This window comes from Amycolatopsis sp. NPDC004747, assembly GCF_053601335.1.
Map to the genome: position 1 here is coordinate 100,930 of NZ_JBSGBQ010000024.1, position 18,745 is coordinate 119,674.

The window sequence follows — 18,745 nt, forward strand, 5'->3', positions numbered from 1 at the left end:
AGTCCTCTCTACAGGTCGCGCAGCCCGTGCAGCACGCGTTCCATCAGGTCGTGGCGCTCGTCCCAGGTGGCGGTGTCCGACAGCGTGTCGCGGACGATCACCAGGTTGTCCTGCATCAGGTCCGACACGAGCACGCGGACCACGCCGAGCGGCACGGCCAGCAGCGCGGCGATCTCCATCAGCGACCGCGGCCGGACGCACAGCTCGAGGACCTCCGCCGCGCTGGAGGTCCGGTAGCCGGCCTCGGCGCGGCCGTCGGCGGTGGTCTCGACCAGCGCCTCGACGGCGATCTCGACCGCCGGGGCCGTCCGGCCCTCCGTCCACGCGTAGGGGCGGGCCAGCGCCGGGCGGCGGCGCGGCTCGTCCCCGGGCGCGTCGTCGATCACCGGTGGTCCTGGGCCACCGGTATCTCGCGCGCGGGCACGTCGACCTTCCGCCCCACCCGCTCGACCAGCATCGTCATCTCGTAGCCGACCAGCCCGATGTCGCAGCCGGTCGAAGCGAGCACGACGAGGTTCGAGCCGTCGCCGACGCTCATCAGCAGCAGGAACCCCTGCTCCATCTCGATCACCGACTGCACGACCCGGCCGGCGGTGAACAGCTCGGCGGTGCCCAGCGACAGGCTGGACAGCCCGGCCGCGATGGCCGCGAGCTGGTCACCGCGTTCCCGCGGAAGCTCATCGTCGCCGGCCACGAGCAGGCCGTCGGCGGAGACGAGCACGGCGTGCGCGACGCCCGAGACGTCCTGGACGAACCCGTTGACCAGCCAGTTCAGCGTGGCGGACCGTTCGGGCGGCGCGGGCAGCGTCCCGCTGAGGGAGCGGCTCGCCTGCTCGGTGGCGGAGCGCCGGGGGTGCAGTTCCGTCATCGCGGATCCACTTCGTCCTTTCCGGATTGTTCGGCACGCGCGGCGGTCTCCAGCCGGGCGGCGCGCATGCCCTGGTAATGCCGCGAGAGGCTGCTGCGCACGGCGGCGGCGTCGCGGAACGTGCCGCCGGTCTGTTCGCGCACGCGCGGAACGACGGCACCGGGGGCGAGCTGGGCACCGGGCCGCCGGGTGGGCAGCCCGGCATCGGTGAGGTGCTGCGCGGCCGGGGCCTGGAGAGCGCTTTCGGCGGCTTGCCGGGTGCGGTCGGCCGGGGTGTCCCAGTCCCCGGCAGAGGTGGGTTCGGCGGCGGGCGACGGCGCGGCGGGTCGCGCGGCCGGGGTTTCCGCGGCGGTTTCCGCCGGGATCGCCCGGTGGGCTCCGGAAGCCTCGCCGTCCGGCTCGGTGCCGCGATCGGCCGTCACCGCGGGCGCCTCGGCCACCGGCCACCGCACCGGTTCCGCCGTTCCGTTCCGCTTCACCACCGGCTTGGCCACCGGCTCGGTGAACCAGCTCGTCACCACCTGCTCGAAGATCGGCGTCGAGGCCTGGGCCGGCACCACGGGCGGCCGCGGCCGGCCGTTGCGGCCCGCCGGGACCAGGCGGCCGGCGCCGATCGGGCGGGCCAGGTCCGCGATCACCAGTGCGCCCGGGACGTGGACGCTCGCCGTCACCCCCGCGTGGCGGGCCGCCGTTCCCGTGGCGCGCAACCGGACCGTCACCCCGTGCAGGGCCGCCAGCCTGCCGACCACGAACAGCCCCATCCGGCGGGTCGTCTCCGGGCCGACCGTCCCGGCCGCCGCGAGCCGGTCGTTCACCGTGGCGAGCTCTTCCGGCGTCATGCCCAGCCCCTGGTCGACCACCTCGATGAGCAGCCCGCCGTCGGCGCCGCGGTCGGCCGTCAGGGCCACCTTGTGCTCCGGTGGCGAGAAGCGCGTCGCGTTCTCCAGCAGCTCCGCGAGGATGTGCACCACGTCCGCCGCCGCCTCGGGCTGGACCGAACTGCGCGGCGCGTTGCCCAGCGCGACCCGCCGGTAGTCCTTGACCTCCGAGGTCGCCGCGCGCAGGAGGTCGCGCGTCGGCACCGGTTCGCGGCCGTGGCGGACCGGGCGGCCGCCCGCCAGGACGTGCAGGTTTTCGCCGTTGCGGCGCAGCCGGGTGGCGATGTGGTCGATGCGGAACAGCTCGTCGAGCCGGCCCGGGTCCTGCTCCCCCGACTCGAGGTCTTCGATGATCGTCAGCTGCTGCTCCACCAGCGACTGGCTCCGCCGCGACAGCGTCATGAACATCTCGCTGACCTGCTTGCGCAGCTCGGCCTGCTCAACGGCGAGCCGGACCGCCTGGCGGTGCATGTCGTCGAACGCCCGCGCCAGCTGCCCGATCTCCTCGTCGGTCCGGACCCCCGAGCCGGGCACCGCCCGCCAGTCGACGTCGTGGCCTTCGCGGATCCGCCGGACCGTCTCCGGCAGCTGGTCGTTCGCCGCGCGCAGGGCCTCCGCGCGCAGCCGGCGCACCGGCGTGACCAGCGACCGCACCACCAGCAGCGCGATCGCGAGCGCGCCGAGCAGCGAACCGAGCACCAGGGCCGTGTCGCGCAGCGAGTCCGCGCGGGCCCGGTCGGCCGCGGCCGAGACGTCGTCCGCGAGCTTCGCCGCGACGTCGTTCAGCACGGCCGTCACGCCGGCGGTCTCGGCGGTGATCGAGGGGACGAACGACGCCGGCGACGCGCCCGGTTCCTGCAGCGTGTCGAGGCGGGCGTCGGCGGACGCCGTCGCGGTCTTGAAGCGGGTCAGGAACTGGCCCGGGAGCTGGTGTTCGGCCTGCTCGCCGAGCACTTCCTCCTCCGCGGCCGTCTGCACGACCGCCGGGCGCAGCGAGGCGTCGTCCGGGCTGTTCCGCGCGGCCCGCGCGTAGGTCTCCTCGGTGGCCAGCTCGGCCCGCAGGTGTACCAGCAGCCGGGCGTTTTCCGCACCGGCCGTGGTTTCGGCGCCGGCGTCGGCCGGGACGAACTGGGGCACGAGGTCGCCGAGGGTGCTGATGATGTCGTTGTAGCCGGCGGCTTTCGAACGGACATCGCCGCCGCCGGCGCCGGCCGCGCGGATCCCGGCGAGCTTGCCGAGCGCGGTGTTCAGCGCCCGGCCGGTGTCGCCGGGCAGCGGCGCGAACCCGGCGTCGCGCTGGACCGCGGCCACCTTCGCGTCGACGGCCGCGGTCAGCGTGTCCGGTGCCCCGGCCGGGACCGCGACCGCGGTGACCATCTCCTCGCCCAGCGACGCGGTCAGGTCGATCGTGTCGCGCAGCACCGGCAACCGGTCGCGGGCCGCACTGAGCGCGGTCGCCCGGTCGAGCTCGCCCTGGATCCGGATTTCCGCGAGCGCCACCGCGACCAGGACCGGCAGCAGCAGGACAACGCTGATCTTGGTGCGGACGCTCCAGTGCGCCGGCCACCACGCGGCGTCCGCCGGGCGGCGGAGCGTGGCTCTGCTTTCGTGCATGGCGGAACAGCTCGATTCCCGGCCGCGCGGACGGCCGACGTCGAGTTCGGACAGGTCGAAGGGCCCCAGGGAAGACGTGGCGTTGATCAGGCCGACCAGCAGAACACATCACGTGCCGCGTCCTTGTCAACCCTGCGCGGCGGCGTTTCGAAACGCGAGGTTCGAATTATTTCCGCGGCTCACGGATCGTGTTCCGACGGTCGCTGGTTGCACACCGTTCAACCACATTCGCGCAGCTCCCAGGCCTACCGATCAGTAAGCAAGCCGGGCTTCGCACTGACGGCAGAATTACCGACAACGGCCACCGGGGCGAATTCGGCCATTGTTCGAATGGTGGGTTATTAATTCCCGCCGCGCCCACGTGGACGTCCCGGGCGCGGGGTGCGGCAGAATCCTCGCCGTGACCGATGTGGACGTGGCCGCCGGCGCGGCCGCCGGGCCGGGCAAGCGGGTCGGCTGGGTGGAGCTGTACTTCGACCTGGTCTTCGTGTTCGCGGTGGGTCAGGTGGCGCACAGCATCGTGACGGACCCGCACTGGGCCCGCATCGCCGGCGCGCTGGGGCTGTTCGCCACGCTGTGGTGGACCTGGATCGGCTTCGCCGTGCTCTACAACCGCCGAGGCGACGACAGCCGCGCGGCCGACCGGCTGTTCGTGCTGGCGGGCACCATCCCGTGCGCGATCGCCGCCACCCAGGTGCACCACGTCTTCGAAGGGCACCCCGCGGTCTTCGCGGCGGCGATGGCCGGCGTCCGCGTGCTCCTGGCGGCCGCCCACCGGTGGCCGGCGCGGCCCGGGCTCGACCAGCGCCGGATCAGCACGGGGTACGCGGTTTCCGCGGTCCTGTTCGGGGTCTCGGCGGTGGTGCCGGGCGGCTGGGGGATCTGGGCGTTCGCGCTGCTCCAGGAAGCCGGGTTCCTGCTGCTGGGCGGACGGCGCCGGCACCGGGGCGAGCCGCGGGAGCGGCCCACCCGGGAGACCCGGTGGCGGGCGATGTTCGACGGGCCGCGCGACCCGAACCTCGCGGTCGACGCCGGCCACCTCGCCGAACGCTTCGGGCTGTTCATGATCCTGCTGCTCGGCGAGCTGGTGATCACCGTCGGCACCGCCGCGCTCGAACGCCCGGCCGACGACTTCGCCTACTGGGCGGCCATGGCCGGCGGGCTGGTGCTCGCCGGCGCGCTGTGGTGGCTGTACTTCACCTCGGCCGCGGAGCTGTCCGAGAAGATGCTCGATCTCTCCGGCGGCAACCCCATGCTCGCCTATTCGCTGTACGCGGGCGGCCACCTGACGCCGGCGTTCGCGCTGCTGCTCGTCGCGGCCGGGCTGAACCTTTCGCTGCACGACGCCCCGCCGTCCGCGGCGGCCTGGCTGCTCACCGCGGGCCTGACGGTCTACATCGCCGGCACCCGCGTGTTCTCGGCCGACCCCGGCCGCTGGTGGCAGCGGGCCGCCAGGGTCGCCGCCCTGGTGGTCACGGTGAACCTCGCCCACCTCGGGCGCATCCTGCCTGCCCCCGCGGTGGTCGTGGTGGTCGCGGTCTGGGGCGTCGGCATGACGGCGGTCAGCTCGGTCGTGCGCCGCCGGGCCATCGAGAGCCTCGGCGACAACCCGCTGGCCTACCTGCGCAGCCGCAACGCCCCGGCGCGCTGAACCCGCCCAGCGCCGCCACTCCCCCTAGCTGGTGAGGATCTGCGGCGAGAGCACCTTGAGCATCGCGTTCGTCCACTTCAGCTGCCGCAGCGTCTGCGGGTGGCAGCGGCTCGCCAGTTCGAGCAGCTCCGCCTCCTTCGCCGCCTGCGCGCCCTGCGCCAGCAGCTCCCAGTCGAGCGACACGCCCGCCGCGCGGCGGTGCAGGCGGCACAGGTCCGCCAGCAGGAGCAGGCCCGGCTCCGGGCGGCGGCCGCCCAGCTCGGACAGCGCCGTCCGCAACGGCTCCAGCGGGCCGGGGCCGGGCACCTCCTCGTCGAGGTCAAGGCCGTGCGCCCGGCCGGCCCGGGCGATGTCGCGCACGTGCGCCGCCGACCAGCCCGCCAGGTCGCGGGCGAGGTGGTGGATCTCGTGCTCGGCGTGGTGGCGGTCGGACGCCTTCCGCAGCTCCTTCGCCATCGCCGTTTCGGCACGGTGCAGTTCCCGCAGCACGAGGTCCAGCTTCACCGGGCGACCTCCTCGTCGACGACCGCGGGCACCGGCGCGACGGACGGCGCGCTCGCCGGGCCCACCCGGCGCAGCGCGGCCGCGGCCGTCTTGAACAGCGGCTGCTTGGACACCGGGTCCCAGTCGGTGAAGGTCAGCTCGTTGGCCGCCCGGTCGCCGTCCTTGCCCGCCGGGTGCTCGACGTCCCAGTAGCCGTAGTGGAACGGCAGGAACAGCACGCCGTCACGGATGCCGCCGATGCGGACGCGGGCGCGGACCGCCCCTCGCGGTGTCGAGACCTCCGCGAAGTCGCCTTCGGCGAGGCCGGCGGCCGCGGCGTCGCGTTCGGACACCTCGAGCCACACCTCCGGCGCGGCCGCGCGCAGCTCCGGCGCGCGGCCGGTCTTCGTCCGGGTGTGGAAGTGGTGGATCGTCCGGCCGGTGATCAGGTGGAACGGGTGATCGTCGTCCGGCGTTTCGTGCGGCGGGAGGTACTCGGCCGCCTTGAGCATGGCCTTGCCGTCCGGGTTCATCGCCCGGTACTCGGCGGGCTCCATCGGAGCGCCGGTGACGAGGTCGCGGCCGTAGCTTTCGCAGTGGTCCGGCCGGGCGAAGAACTTCCCGTCGGCGTACAGCCGTTCCGTCCCCTCAGGACGGTCCGAAGTGCACGGCCACTGGATGCCGCCGACCGCACGCAGCTTCGCGTAGCTCAGGCCGCTGTAGTCGCACGGCCGCCCCGCCGACGCGCGCTTCCACGCTTCGAAGGCGGTTTCGGCGTCGTGCCACTGCGGGAACGGCTCGCCGTCGTTGCCCCGGAAGTCCATCCGCCGCGCGTAGTCGAGGAAGACGTCCAGGTCGGGCCGTGCCTGCCCGGGCGGGTCGACGGCCTTCTCCGACAGGTGCACCGTGCGGTCGGCGTTGGTGAACGTGCCGGTCTTCTCGCCCCAGATCGCCGCGGGCAGCACGACGTCGGCGAACTCGGTCGTCTCGGTGCGGAACGCGTCCTGCACGACGAGGAACAGCCGCGACGAGTCCAAAATGGAGCGTATCCGGTGCAGCTCGGGCAGGGAGACGGCCGGGTTGGTGGCCGACACCCACAGGAACCGCAGGGTGCCGGTTTCGGCGTACCGCAGCATCTGCATCAGGTGCGTCGGCGGCCCGTAGTGCGGGATCTTGCCCGTGTCGACGTTCCACAGCGCCGCCAGCTCGGCCACGTGCTCGTCGTTCGCCCAGTTGCGGAACCCGGTCAGGTCACCGTCGGCCCCGCATTCGCGCGTGTTCTCCGCGGTCGGCTGGCCGTTCATCTGCAGCACGCCGGCGCCGGGCCGGCCCAGCATGCCCCGCAGCAGCACGAGGTTGTTGACCTGCACCGCGGCCGCGGACGCCTGGTGCGACTGGTAGAAGCCCTGCAGGACCGTGCACAGCAGCCGGTCCGCCGAGCCCAGCAGCCGGGCGGCTTCGCGGATTTCCCCGGCGTCGAGCCCGCAGAGCTCCGCGGCGCGCTCGGGCGGGTAGTCCGCGACCATCGCCGCGAGGTCGTCGTAGCCCACCGTGCAGCGGTCGACGTACTCGCGGTCGACCCGGCCGTGCTCGACGATCTCGTGCAGGATCCCGTTCAGCAGAGCGACGTTGGTCCCGGGCAACGGCGCGAGGTGCAGCGTCGCCGCCCGGGCGACCGGGGTGTCCCGCGGATCGACGCACAGCACCGCGGGCGGGTTCGGCCCGGCGAGCCGGTCGAGTACGCGCGACCACAGGACGGCCTGCGTTTCGGCCATGTTGTGCCCGAAGAGGGCGATGACGTCGGCGTGGTCGACGTCGGTGTAGGACGCCGGCTGGCCGTCGCAGCCGAAGGACTCCTTCAGCGCGGCGGCCGCGGTCGCCGTGCAGAGCCGGGTGTTGCCGTCGAGGTGGTTGGTGCCCAGCCCGCCGCGGGCGATCGCGGCGAGCGTGTAGTACTCCTCGGCGAACAGCTGGCCGCTGGTGTAGAAGCCGAGCGCACCCGGACCTCGCTCGTCGAGCAGTTCTCTGCTGCGCCGGACGACCAGGTCCATCGCCTCGTCCCAGCTCGCTTCGGCGAGCTCGCCGTTCCGGCGCACCAGCGGCGTGGTCAGCCGGTCCGGCGACGCGTTGGCCTGCCAGGCGAAGAGGTCCTTCGGGTCGAGGCGGCCGTGGTTGACGCGGTCGCCGGCGCGGCCGCGGACCCCGGCGATCCGGCCGTCCTTGACCGCGATGTCGAGGCCGTCGCCGTTCGAGTGCAGCACGGCGGCGCTGGGGACCCAGCGGTCGACGTCCTCCGCGCGCAGGCCGGCGGCGAGGTGGCTGTCCACCCGCACCGGCCACGGCTCCCCCGGTCCGTAGGGCGTCCTGGCCCCCCAGGGCTCGGTGATGCCGTCGCGCTTTCCCACCGCAGACCTCCGATCAGCGCCCGGATACCCGCACGCCTCACGGGCAAACGCAGGCATGATCGCCGGCAAAGCGGGTACGCGCCTTCGTGAGCGACCACGGAAGGAGGCGTCCGCGCCGGTGAAACCCGAGCCCGGGAACGTCGAGGCCGTGGCCCTGCGCGACTACGCCGAGACCGCCGCCGAGCTGCCGCGTGCCGAACCGGCCGAACCGGCGCGGCCCCGGCCCGCCGGGTGCACCAGGCGCTCACCGAAGCGGCATCGCACGCCCTAGGGAGTACTCATGAGCCAGACTGTCGGCGACCACGTCCTCCAGCGCCTGCGCGAGTGGGGTGTGGAGCAGGTCTTCGCCTACCCCGGCGACGGCATCAACGGGCTCGTCGCCTCGTTCGGCAAGGCGGACAACCAGCCCCGCTTCGTGCAGGCCCGGCACGAGGAGATGGCCGCGTTCGCGGCCGTCGGCTACGCGAAGTTCAGCGGCAAGGTCGGCGTCTGCATGGCCACCTCGGGCCCGGGCGCGATCCACCTGCTCAACGGGCTCTACGACGCGAAGCTCGACCACGTCCCGGTGGTCGCGATCGTCGGGCAGACCGCGCGCAGCGCGATGGGCGGGTCCTACCAGCAGGAAGTCGACTTGCAGGCGCTCTACAAGGATGTCGCGAGCGAATACCTCGTCGAGGTCAACGTCGCCGAGCAGCTGCCGAACGCGCTCGACCGGGCGATCCGGACGGCCGAGTCGTCCCGCTGCCCGACCGCCCTGATCATCCCCGCGGACCTGCAGGAGGAGCCGTACTCGCCGCCGCAGCACGCGTTCAAGCAGGTGCCCTCCAGCCCGCCGGGGACGGCGTGGTCCCGGCCGGTTCCCGCGGACCACGACCTCGACGCGGCGGCCGAAGTCCTCAACGCGGGCGAAAAGGTCGCCATCCTGGTCGGGCAGGGCGCGCGCGGCGCGGCCGAGGAGGTCCGGCAGGTGGCCGAGGTCACCGGGGCCGGTGTCGCGAAGGCGTTGCTGGGCAAGGACGTCCTGCCCGACGACCTGCCGTGGGTGACCGGCTCGATCGGGTTGCTCGGCACCCGGCCGAGCTACGAGCTGATGCGCGACTGCGACACGCTGCTCATCGTCGGCTCGAACTTCCCGTACAGCCAGTTCCTGCCGGACTTCGGCCAGGCGCGCGCGGTGCAGATCGACCTCGACGGGCGGCTCATCGGGCTGCGCTACCCGACCGAGGTCAACCTGGTCGGCGACAGCGCGGCCACGCTGCGGGCGCTGCTGCCGAAGCTGACGGGCAAGCCGGACCGCTCGTGGCGGGAAACGATCGAGAAGAACGTCGCTTCCTGGTGGGAGACCGTCGAAAAGGAAGCCGCCGTCGACGCCGATCCGGTGAACCCGATGGCGATCGTGTCGGAGCTGTCGAAGCGGATCCCCCAGGACGCCATCGTCACCGCGGACTCCGGCTCCTCCACCAACTGGTACGCCCGCAACCTGCGCATCCGCGGGGACATCCGCGGGTCGCTGTCGGGCACGCTGGCCACGATGGGCCCGGGCGTGCCGTACGCCATCGGGGCCAAGTTCGCCCACCCCGACCGGCCGGTGATCGCCCTCGTCGGCGACGGTGCCATGCAGATGAACGGCCTCGCCGAACTGATCACCATCGCCCGCTACCAGCACCTGTGGAGCGACCCGCGCTGCGTGGTCTGCGTCTTCCACAACAACGACCTCAACCAGGTGACGTGGGAGCTGCGCGCCATGGGCGGCGCCCCGAAGTTCGAGGAGTCCCAGACCCTGCCGGACGTCGACTACGCCGGCTTCGCGCTGTCACTCGGGCTGGCCGCGGTCACCGTCGACAAGCCGGACCAGCTGGCCTCGGCCTGGGACACCGTGCTCACCGCGGGCAAGCCGGCGGTGCTGGACGTCCGCTGCGACCCGGACGTGCCGCCGATCCCGCCGCACGCCACCTTCGAGCAGGTGAAGTCGGCCGCGCAGGCGGTCCTCAAGGGCGACCCCGACGCGGTGCACCTCGTCGCCCAGGGCGTCAAGACGAAGCTGCAGGAGTTCCTGCCGGGCGGGAAGGGCCGCACGTCGTGAGCCCGGCCGAAGTCGTCGTCGTGACCGGGGCCAGCGGGGGCATCGGCCGCGCCGTCGCCCGGGCTTTCGGGGCCCGGCAGGCCCGGGTCGCCCTGCTGGCCCGCGGGGAGCAGGGCCTCAAGGCGGCCGCGGACGACGTCACCCGCGCCGGCGGGACGGCCCTGGCCATCCCCACCGACGTCGCCGACTTCGGCCGGGTCGACGCCGCCGCCTCCCGGGTCGAGGCGGAACTCGGCCCGATCGACGTGTGGGTGAACGTGGCGTTCACGTCGGTGTTCGCGCCGTTCGCCGAGATCGGGCCGGAGGAGTTCCGCCGCGTCACCGAGGTGAGCTACCTCGGGTACGTGCACGGCACGATGGCCGCCCTGCGCCGGATGAAGCCGCGCGACCGCGGCACGATCGTGCAGGTCGGTTCGGCGCTGGCGTACCGCGGAATCCCGTTGCAGAGCGCGTATTGCGGCGCGAAGCACGCGGTCCAGGGGTTCAACGAGGCGCTGCGCTGCGAGCTGCTGCACGAGCGCAGCGGCGTCCGCACGACGATGGTGCAGCTGCCGGCGGTCAACACGCCGCAGTTCTCGTGGGTGCGGTCGAAGCTGCCGCACCAGGCTCAGCCGGTGCCGCCGATCTACCAGCCGGAGGTGGCGGCCCGGGCCGTGGTGCACGCGGCCGGCCACCCGCGCCGCCGGGAGTACTGGGTGGGCGGGAGCACGGTCGGGACGCTGCTCGCGAACGCCGTCGCGCCGGGTGTGCTCGACCGGTACCTCGCCCGGACGGGCTACCGGTCCCAGCAGACCGGGGCGCAGAAGCCGCCGGACCAGCCGGAGAACCTGTGGTCGCCGGCGGATCGCGAGCGGGACTTCGGGGCGCACGGCCGGTTCGACGGGAAGGCGACGCCGAGGAGCGCGCAGCTGTGGGCGAGCCGGCACCACGGCGTCGTCGCCGCGGCCGGGGGTGCGCTGGCGGCGGCACTGGCGGTGTGGCGGCGAGCGCGGGCGTGACCGGGCTCAGGCCGGCCGGGCGCGCCGGAGCTTGACCGGCCGGGGCGCTTCGACTCGGTGACCGAGACTTCCGTCAGCACGTACCCCTCGGGGACGTGCTCCCGGCACTGGCCCGGCTCGTACCCGTGGCTGCCGAGCGAAACCCCGCAGTCTTCGCCCGGGAAGCAGCCGGTCACCGCGATCCGGCCGGCCGCGGCGGACATCGGCCGAAAGGACGAGGCCGCCGCGCCCGAACCGCCCCTTCGGCCGAGGTGACCGGGACCTTTCCTCCCCTAGCTTGATCATCGGGTGCGGAGGAGGGGTCATGAAGTTCACCGCCAAGCGGGTCGTCGTCGCCGTGGCCGTGGCGGGGGTTGCCGTGGTCGGCGTCGGGACCACCGTGATCGCCACCGCCGCCGATCCCGTCTCGCCCGAGATCACCGGCGCCGCGCCCGCCGATGCCGGGCACGGGGACGAAGGCAAGTACACCACCGGGGACTACGTGCTCACCGTGCACGAACTCGACGACGACGGCGAAGGTGTCGGCACCGCCATCGGGCCGCACACCACGTACTACTCGAAAACCCTGCACGGCAACGGAAACCGCCGGCACACGGTCGTCAAGTTCTCGGCCGGGCCGGACGGCGACGGGCCGATCGCCTTCAGCTACCCCGTGCCCGCCGCGGGCCGGGCCGTCGACTGCGTGGCCTCCGGGACCGAGGCCGCGCCGCAGGTTCGGTGCGAGACGAAGTTGCCCGCGAGGTGATCGGCTCGGTACAGTCCGGAGCACGCCGCGTTGCCCCTTCGACCCAAGGAGCACGACGTGCGTACCCTCCTCTGCCTCGCCGCTGTCCTTCTCGTCCTGCCCGTCGGCAGCGCCGAAGCCGCCACGCGGAAATGGCCCGGTGACGCGGCCGTCACCGTCGCCGACCCCGCCGGGGCGCTCGGCGACAACGTCAGCGGGCTCTCCTTCGACGGCCCCGATGTGCTGTGGGCGGTCAAGAACGGCCCGGGCACCCTCTACCGGCTCGTCCGCGACGGCGGCGGCTGGCGGCCCGCCGAAGACCGGCCGCTGCGCTACCGGAACGGCGACGGCGACCCGGACGCCGAAGGGGTCGTGGTCACGCCCGACGGCGTGCTCGTCGCGACCGAGCGCGACAACGACGGCGACGGCAGCCTGCTGGAAGTCCTGCGGTACGCCCCCGGATCGACCACGGGCGAACTCGACGCGGCCGCCGAATGGGACCTCACCGGCGACCTGCCCGCCGTCGACGACAACGGGGGCTTCGAAGGCATCTCCTGGATCCCGGACAGCTTCCTCACCGCCGGCGGCTTCCGCGACGACCGCACCAAGGCCGCCTACGACCCGGCCCGCTACCCCGGCCACGGGACCGGCCTCTACTTCCTCGGCCTCGAGGACACGGGCAAGGTCTACGCCTACGCCCTCGACCGGGCCGGCGGCGGGTTCACCCGGGTGGCGTCCTTCTCGAGCGGCTTCCCGAAGGTCATGGAGCTGGAGTTCGACCCGGCGACGAGCAGCCTCTGGTCCGTTTGCGACGACACCTGCTCGGGCAAGTCGGCGACGCTGAAGCTCAGCGGCGGCAAGTTCACCGTCGCCGCAACGTATGCGCGGCCGGCGACGATGCCGAACTACAACAACGAAGGGTTCGCCATCTCCCCCGCCTGCTCGGGCGGGCGCCGCGCGGTCGTCTGGGCCGACGACGGCAACGACGGCGGCCACGCCCTGCGCACCGGGACGTTGCCCTGCTGAAGCCTCACAACCCGAGGGCACTCACCAGCAGGGCGGCCACCGCGGCCCGGTGTTCCGGCCGGTCCGCCCACCGCAGCCGGCGGCCGGCCTCGACCACCACGCCGAAGCCCGCGTGCACCAGCACCCGGGCCTGGCGCGCGTCGAGGTCCGGGCGGGCTTGGCGCAGGTGCTGCTCCCACACGGCGATGTGCTCGCGCTGCGCCGCCACCAGCGGGCGGCGCAGCGCGTCGGGCAGGCCCGCGATTTCCGCGTTGGCCACGCTGTTGAGGGCGCTGTGCTCGAAGCTGTACGCCACGTACGTCGCGGTCAGGGCGCCGAGGGCGGCGTGCGGGCCGGTCGTTCCGCGGAGGTTGTGCTCGACCGCCTGGGCCAGCAGGCCCGCGGCCTGCAGGCACGCCGCGGCCAGGATGTCGGCCTTGCCGGGGAAGTACCGGTAGAGCGCCGACGGCACCAGCCCCACCGCCTCGGCGATCCGGCCGTTCGTCACGGTGGCGAACCCGTCCCGCTCGAACAGCGGGACGGCGGCCGCGAGGATCTCCGAACGCCGGGTCCGGGGCACCGGCGGGGCGGGGATCTCCACGGAGGGCGCCGCAGCGGCGGCGGGGTCGGTGGCCGCGACGCGCAGCGCCGCGGCCCGCAGCAGCTCCTCGACCCGGCGCCGTCCGATCGAGTTGTGGTGCGTCGTGACCGACCCGATCGCGCCCAGCGCCCCCACCGCCCGCAGGTGCTCGCCGGGCCAGGGGTGCTCGCGCCGCACCGCGCCGGCCACGCGCTCGACGACGTGCGCGAACTTGGCCGCCAGCAGCCGCCGGTCTTCGCGCTCGAGGTACCGGGCCTCCCAGCGGTACACGCCGCCGGTCTCCCGGTGGGCGACGGTGACCTGCGTGATCGCAGCGAAGATCTCCGCCAGCGGGGCGTCCGACGGCACCTCGGCGAGCGCGGCGACGAGCCGGTCGGCCATCACGTTCGCGCACTCGGCGAACAGGGCGTACTTGTTCGGGAAGTGCCGGTACAGGGCGGCGGCGGTGAAGCCCACGCGCGCCGCGATCTCCTCCATCGACGCCGCGTGGTAGCCGCGCTCGCTGAACACCGCGGCGCCGGCCTCGACGACCAGCCGACGGCGGTTGCGGGGCCGGACGGCCGCGGCCGGCTCGGCGGTCACCGGGCTGAGCTGTGCGGGAGTCGGGCCATGAGTGTCAGTCAACCACAGGCTGCCGGGTCTTGCCGACGCGCGAGACACCTTCTATGTTAATCAGGAATCTCCTCACGGCGAGCCCATTACCTATCAAGGAAGCTAGGTAAGTAAATGAGCAATCTCAGCAGGAGGAACGCTCTTTCGCTCGGCGTCGCGTTGGGTCTGGTGAGCGCGGCGAGCGTCGTCCCCGCCTGGGCGGCGACGGCATCGACGGCTTCGGCGGCGGGCGCCGACCCGTGGTGGGTCTGGGACGACGAGATCGACCGGCTGATGGCCGGGCTCGTCGACGGCGGCGGGGTGCCCGCGGTCAACACCGCGCTGCGGTCGTGGGTGGACAACGACGACCCGCTGCCGGCCGGGCTGCCCGCCGACCTCACCGGCTGGCTGCAGCGGGTCAACCGGCTGCCCTCCTGGGCCGACCCCGCCAAGCTGCGCCGCGCCGCCGACTTCAACCGGCGCAAGGACACCTACCTGTTCCTGCTCTACGGCCTGGGCAGCGGCATCATGAGCACGGTCATCCCGCGGGAGGCCCGGTCGGTCTACTGGTCCGCGGGCGGTGCGAACATGCAGGACCGCGCGGCCAAGACGTTCACCTTCGGCTACGACCTGAGCGAAGCCGGCGCGTTCGAGCCCTCCGGCCAGTTCGTGGTGACGGCCAACAAGACGCGCCTGGTGCACGCCGCGGTGCGCCACCTGCTGCCGCAGTCGGCGCACTGGCGGGCGGCCGCCGACGAGCGGGTGCCGATCAGCAACGGCGACATCCTGGTCACCTTCCACAGCCTCGGCACGTTCGTGCACCGCAAGCTGCGCGAGTGGCACGTCCCGATGTCGGCCGCGGACGAGGAGGCGTTCCTCCACCAGTGGCAGGTCGCCATCCACCTGCTCGGCGTCCGGGACGAGTTCATCCCGCAGACGTGGGCCGCGGCGGACGCGCAGTCGGCCCAGGTGCTCACCCCGCTGCTCGCCCCGACGCCCGAAGGCAAGGAGCTCGCCGCGGACCTGCTCGGGCTGACCGCCCAGATCGACCTCGGCGTCACCCGCGGCTTCCTGAACGAGTTCGTGCGGTACGTGCTCAGCGACGAAGTCGGCGACTGGCTCGGCCTGCCGCGCGACTACGCCGCCGCGACCCTGATCCGCGTCGGGTGGCCCGCGTACATCGCCTTCCGGGAAGGACTGCTGCCGATCGCCCCCGCGGGCTTCTACCTCTTCGACCAGTTCGTCCGCGCGCTCGCCATGCTGTTCCTCAACAAGGGCACGTCGCCGACGAGCACGCCCATCACGATCCCGACCGGCAACCGGCCCGGCGCCTGAAGCGCCGGGCCCGGAGCGTCAGGCCGGTCCCCGGCCCCACAGCCGCCAGGTCTGGTTGAGCGGGCTGTTCTGGGTGACCGGCTTGCACGTCCACTGGATCACCGCGCCGCGGGCGGCCGTGGAGACCCCGCTGACGTCGACGCACTTGCCGCTGTGCCGCGCGACGAGCTGGTAGTCGTGGGGATCGTTGCCGCCGTAGGTGACCCGGCGCGGCGAGAACTGCTGGTTCGTCGCGCCGTCGGTGCACGTGCGTTGCTGGACGGCGGCCCCGTCGTCGGCCGAGGCACCGGCCACCTCGAGGCACTTGCCGCTCTGCTGGTTGACCACGGTGAACGCGCCCGCGACCCCGGTCACCGGCCGGAAGCTCCACTGCTGCTGGGCGCCGCCCTCGCAGGAGTCCTGCTGCTGCCGGTTGCCGTCGGCGGTGCCGAGATCGGTGTTGTCCAGGCACTGCTGGGAATGCTGGGCGACGGCGACGGTCTGGAAGGTGCCGTCCGACGGCGGCAGCAGGGTGACGCTCAGCGCGTCGTCGACGCCGGTGTGCGGGACGGTGACGGTCACGGCGTTGCCGGAGACGGTCACCACCGAGTCCCGGATGGTGACCGGGCTCTGCACCGCGGCACCGCCGTTGGCCGGGAGCTGCTGGACGACGACCCGCACCTGGTTGTTCTGGACGACCCCGGAGGTGGTGTCCAGCCGCTGCAGGGCGACGTTGACGTTGCCGGTCGTGCTGCCCCCGCCGACCAGGACCTTCGCCACCCCGGCCGCCTTCGTGGCGAACGGGTCGTAGGCCGAGCTGGGCTTCGAGGCCACGATCTGGCCGGTCTGCGAGGCGTAGAAGCGGTAGGCCCACCACTCGCCCTTGGGCAGGTACCGGCCCGCGGAGTTGCGCACGAGCAGGTTGGCCAGGTCGTTGTGCAGGTTCCCGCCGCTCGCCCAGTTCGCGCGCAGCCCGTCGGCGCCGGCCCGCTCGAGCCGGGCGATGTACCAGGCGCCGTCACCGGGGTTCTGCTCGTTCGACGCCCCGTATTCGTTGATCTGGTAGGGCCGCGGGTGCGGGATGCCGCGCGAGCCGAGCGACGCGTCGGCCGCGGCGACGTTCGCCACCGGGTCGCCCGGCAGCGAGTGCCAGCTGACGATGTCCGGCACGGTGCTCGAGCCGCGGACGAAGTCGAGGTACTGCGTCCACCAGCTCGTGCCGGTGGACGGCACCCCGGCCAGGCTGGGGCCGACGATCGCGTGCGCCGGGAAGGCGGCCCGGATGCGCTGGTAGGCCCGCTGCCACATGGCGAAGTACTGGCTCTGCGTGCGGTTCCAGAAGATCGAGATGTTGGGTTCGTTCCAGATGTCCCACTCCACCGGGGCGCCCGTCGCCCGCACGTCGTTGATCAGGCGGGTGAGGAAGGCGTCGTAGTCGGTCCAGTCGCCGTTGTCGCCGGGGAAGCGGGAGATCGGGTAGCCGTCCGCGCCCCAGAGGTCGTGCACCAGCAGGACGAACTGGCCGCCGAGCGAGCGGGTGCGCAGGAGCTGGGCGCGGGTGGCGTTCCACCGGCGGTCGTACTTGCCCGACACCCAGCCGCCCGGGCTGTCCAGCTGCGCGCCGCCGGCCCGCATCGCCTGGAAGTCGACGTCGCGGAAGAAGTGGTCGGGCGGGTTCGCGGCGTTTTCGGTCATGCCGTAGATCCACCCGGAAGCCCGGTGGGCGGGCGAGGCGCCGGCGGCGGAGAAGTCGACCGAGATCGACTCGTCCGCGGCCTGGGCCGGCCCGGGGAGGGCCACGGCGGCGGCACCGGTCAGTGCTCCGGTGATCAGGAAGGCGGCCAGGCCACGGCGGACGCGTGGCCGCTGACGCGAGGTGTCCACGGACGGCTCCTTTGGCGGGTGGACGTGCGGGAGGTCGACGGTCATCGAACCGGTTCGACCTCCAAGGAACGTACGCCGCAGGGAATTCACCGACAATCGGCCAAATGGAGGCGAACCGGTTCGCCATCGGTGGTGAAGCCGTCGAAAAGGGGCTTCCCCCGCGTCGCCCGCGGGGAAAGCCCCTTCCCGTCCGCCCCGGCGGCTCAGCGGTAACCGGCGGCGACCACGTTCGCCTGGACCGCGTTTTCCGTCGCGTCCGAGGGATATCCCGCGACCATCGCCCCTTCGTAGAACGTCCCCGCGCTCAGGTTCGCCCCACCGCCTGGCTTGCAGCAGTCACCACCGCTGCCGAGGATGATCGCGCCCTGCTTCTTCATCGGGCTGTAGCCGCCGGGAAGGCCGCCGTCCCACATGGTCGCGAGGGAGCCCGACTGGGCGTTGCTGCCCTTGAGCGCGAAGCGGGACGTGCCGTTGTTCTTCAGCATCGCCGTGACGAACTTGCTCGGCAGCGCCCGCTGGTTCGGGTTCCACTGCTGGCTGCCGCCCGGGTACAGGCCCCATTCGAGGTCCGCCTGCACCCACGGGCCGCCGCCCTGGCACCCGCCGAACCAGCACTCGGTGCCGAAGTTGATCGCGTCCATCGCGCCGGCCGCGTCGGCCTTCCGGGTGGTTTCGCTGTTGCCGTAGTCGAAGCAGCAGCCGCTGTTGACGTGGGTTCCGCTGGTCACCATGTACATGCCCTCGGGCGCGCTGCCGGTCGGGACCCCGGTCAGGTGCCCGTCGCGCCAGTAGCTGTTGCCGGGGTTGATGTACAGCGAATACGCCTTCGAGCCGCCGACCGTGAGCGACTCCGACGTGGCCTTCGCCGGGCTGCTCTGGCTGGACCCCGGGACCACGGTGGATCCTTGGTACCACAGGTCGTTCCCGCGTCCGGACTGGTCGTAGACCACCGTGATGACGCAGTTCGTGCCCGTGCAGAAGGAATCCTGTGCGGTGGCGTCGACGGTGCCGCCCGCCGCCCGGAGGCCGATGTTCCGGGTCGTGTTGTCGGACGAGCGCCGCACCTGATACAGGTTGCCGGCGTAGTTCCCGTAGAGCGCCCGGACCGTGCTGTGCGCGGCGACGCACGGCGTGCCGCCGGAGGCGTAGATGTCGCACGGCGCCGTCCCGGTCGGCGGCGGCGGGGTGCTGCCGGTGCTCCACTGCTGGTTGCTCTGGCCGTGGCACGTCCACAGCACGACCGCCGTGCCGTTCGCCGTGCCGGCGCCGGTCACGTCCAGGCACAGTCCCGATTGGACACCGGTGATCGTGCCGTCGGCGTTCTGCCGCCACTGCTGGTTCGCCTGCCCGTTGCACGACCAGATGATCACGGCCGTCCCGGGCGCGGTCCGCCCGCCGTAGGCGTCCACGCACCGGGTGCCGTTCATCGTCCGCAGCTCGCCCGCGGTGGTGAACTCGTACGCCTGCCCGGCCTGGCCGCCGCAGTCCTGGATCTCCAACGCCGTTCCCGGCGTGTCGGTGCCGCCCTTGACGTTCAGGCACCGCCCTGACGCCGCACTCACCAGGGGTGACGGCGCGGCCGAAGCCGGTACCACCCAGGCCAGTGCCGTGACCAGCATCGCGGCCACCACCACGAACACCCGCAC

15 protein-coding genes are annotated in these 18,745 nt (G+C 73.0%); 7 read left to right on the plus strand and 8 right to left on the minus strand.

The genetic code is table 11. The annotated features are described in order from the left end of the window. Positions 1–8 precede the first annotated feature (8 nt). Genes ACWEGE_RS32735 through ACWEGE_RS32745 form a run of 3 tightly spaced genes read right to left on the minus strand, consistent with a single transcriptional unit; the run spans position 9 to position 3,360 of the window. Positions 9–386: a DUF742 domain-containing protein gene (locus ACWEGE_RS32735; RefSeq protein ID WP_449664315.1), complete on the minus strand. Its 378-nt coding sequence runs from the start codon at positions 384–386 to the stop codon at positions 9–11. Continuing rightward, on the minus strand, positions 383–868 hold the full coding sequence (locus tag ACWEGE_RS32740) for a roadblock/LC7 domain-containing protein (protein WP_449664316.1): 486 nt from the start codon (positions 866–868) through the stop codon (positions 383–385). The genes ACWEGE_RS32735 and ACWEGE_RS32740 overlap by 4 nt, the downstream gene beginning before the upstream one ends. Continuing rightward, positions 865–3,360, minus strand: coding sequence for a sensor histidine kinase (locus ACWEGE_RS32745; RefSeq protein ID WP_449664317.1), 2,496 nt, complete (start codon positions 3,358–3,360; stop codon positions 865–867). The genes ACWEGE_RS32740 and ACWEGE_RS32745 overlap by 4 nt, the downstream gene beginning before the upstream one ends. 400 nt (positions 3,361–3,760) lie before the next feature. Here ACWEGE_RS32745 and ACWEGE_RS32750 point away from each other — a divergent pair, with 400 nt between their 5' ends. Further along, positions 3,761–5,011, plus strand: a complete 1,251-nt coding sequence (locus ACWEGE_RS32750) for a low temperature requirement protein A (RefSeq protein WP_449664318.1) — start codon at positions 3,761–3,763, stop codon at positions 5,009–5,011. 24 nt (positions 5,012–5,035) lie between these two features. Here the strand turns inward: ACWEGE_RS32750 and ACWEGE_RS32755 are convergent, their stop codons facing one another. Next, positions 5,036–5,515 (minus strand): hypothetical protein, encoded by a 480-nt coding sequence (locus ACWEGE_RS32755; RefSeq protein ID WP_449664319.1) that lies wholly within the window; start codon positions 5,513–5,515, stop codon positions 5,036–5,038. Further along, entirely contained in the window at positions 5,512–7,899 is a 2,388-nt protein-coding gene (locus ACWEGE_RS32760; protein WP_449664320.1) for a molybdopterin oxidoreductase family protein, read from the minus strand. Before ACWEGE_RS32760 ends, ACWEGE_RS32755 begins: the two co-directional genes overlap by 4 nt. Positions 7,900–8,017: 118 nt before the next feature. On the opposite strand from ACWEGE_RS32760, the gene ACWEGE_RS32765 reads away from it, so the two are divergent. From ACWEGE_RS32765 to ACWEGE_RS32785, 5 genes are all read left to right on the plus strand, one after another. Beyond that, entirely contained in the window at positions 8,018–8,170 is a 153-nt protein-coding gene (locus ACWEGE_RS32765) for a hypothetical protein (RefSeq protein ID WP_449664321.1), read from the plus strand. A 9-nt stretch (positions 8,171–8,179) separates the two neighbouring features. Then, positions 8,180–9,982, plus strand: coding sequence for a thiamine pyrophosphate-requiring protein (locus ACWEGE_RS32770; protein ID WP_449664322.1), 1,803 nt, complete (start codon positions 8,180–8,182; stop codon positions 9,980–9,982). Beyond that, positions 9,979–10,980: an SDR family oxidoreductase gene (locus ACWEGE_RS32775; RefSeq protein WP_449664323.1), complete on the plus strand. Its 1,002-nt coding sequence runs from the start codon at positions 9,979–9,981 to the stop codon at positions 10,978–10,980. The genes ACWEGE_RS32770 and ACWEGE_RS32775 overlap by 4 nt, the downstream gene beginning before the upstream one ends. 304 nt (positions 10,981–11,284) lie before the next feature. After that, entirely contained in the window at positions 11,285–11,725 is a 441-nt protein-coding gene (locus tag ACWEGE_RS32780) for a hypothetical protein (protein ID WP_449664324.1), read from the plus strand. Positions 11,726–11,782: 57 nt separating this feature from the next. Then, positions 11,783–12,730 (plus strand): esterase-like activity of phytase family protein, encoded by a 948-nt coding sequence (locus tag ACWEGE_RS32785; RefSeq protein ID WP_449664325.1) that lies wholly within the window; start codon positions 11,783–11,785, stop codon positions 12,728–12,730. Positions 12,731–12,734: 4 nt separating this feature from the next. On the opposite strand, the gene ACWEGE_RS32790 is transcribed toward ACWEGE_RS32785, so the two are convergent. After that, the gene (locus ACWEGE_RS32790; protein WP_449664326.1) at positions 12,735–13,892 is read right to left on the minus strand and encodes a TetR/AcrR family transcriptional regulator; all 1,158 of its coding nucleotides are present in this window, start codon (positions 13,890–13,892) and stop codon (positions 12,735–12,737) included. 144 nt (positions 13,893–14,036) lie between these two features. Between ACWEGE_RS32790 and ACWEGE_RS32795 the strand changes: the two genes are divergently transcribed. Next, positions 14,037–15,236 (plus strand): oxygenase MpaB family protein, encoded by a 1,200-nt coding sequence (locus ACWEGE_RS32795; protein ID WP_449664327.1) that lies wholly within the window; start codon positions 14,037–14,039, stop codon positions 15,234–15,236. 18 nt (positions 15,237–15,254) lie between these two features. On the opposite strand, the gene ACWEGE_RS32800 is transcribed toward ACWEGE_RS32795, so the two are convergent. Both ACWEGE_RS32800 and ACWEGE_RS32805 read right to left on the minus strand, forming a co-directional pair. After that, on the minus strand, positions 15,255–17,099 hold the full coding sequence (locus ACWEGE_RS32800) for an RICIN domain-containing protein (protein WP_449664328.1): 1,845 nt from the start codon (positions 17,097–17,099) through the stop codon (positions 15,255–15,257). 203 nt (positions 17,100–17,302) lie between these two features. Next, positions 17,303–18,745 carry an arabinofuranosidase catalytic domain-containing protein gene (locus ACWEGE_RS32805; protein WP_449664329.1) on the minus strand — a complete coding sequence of 481 codons (1,443 nt, stop codon included), beginning with the start codon at positions 18,743–18,745 and terminating at the stop codon, positions 17,303–17,305.

Coding starts and splice junctions, on each gene's coding strand:
- ACWEGE_RS32745 (WP_449664317.1), bottom strand. CDS start 3,360: ATGCACGAAAGCAGAGCCACGCTCCGCCGCCCGGCGGACGCCGCGTGG.
- ACWEGE_RS32780 (WP_449664324.1), top strand. CDS start 11,285: ATGAAGTTCACCGCCAAGCGGGTCGTCGTCGCCGTGGCCGTGGCGGGG.
- ACWEGE_RS32795 (WP_449664327.1), top strand. CDS start 14,037: ATGAGCAATCTCAGCAGGAGGAACGCTCTTTCGCTCGGCGTCGCGTTG.
- ACWEGE_RS32740 (WP_449664316.1), bottom strand. CDS start 868: ATGACGGAACTGCACCCCCGGCGCTCCGCCACCGAGCAGGCGAGCCGC.
- ACWEGE_RS32770 (WP_449664322.1), top strand. CDS start 8,180: ATGAGCCAGACTGTCGGCGACCACGTCCTCCAGCGCCTGCGCGAGTGG.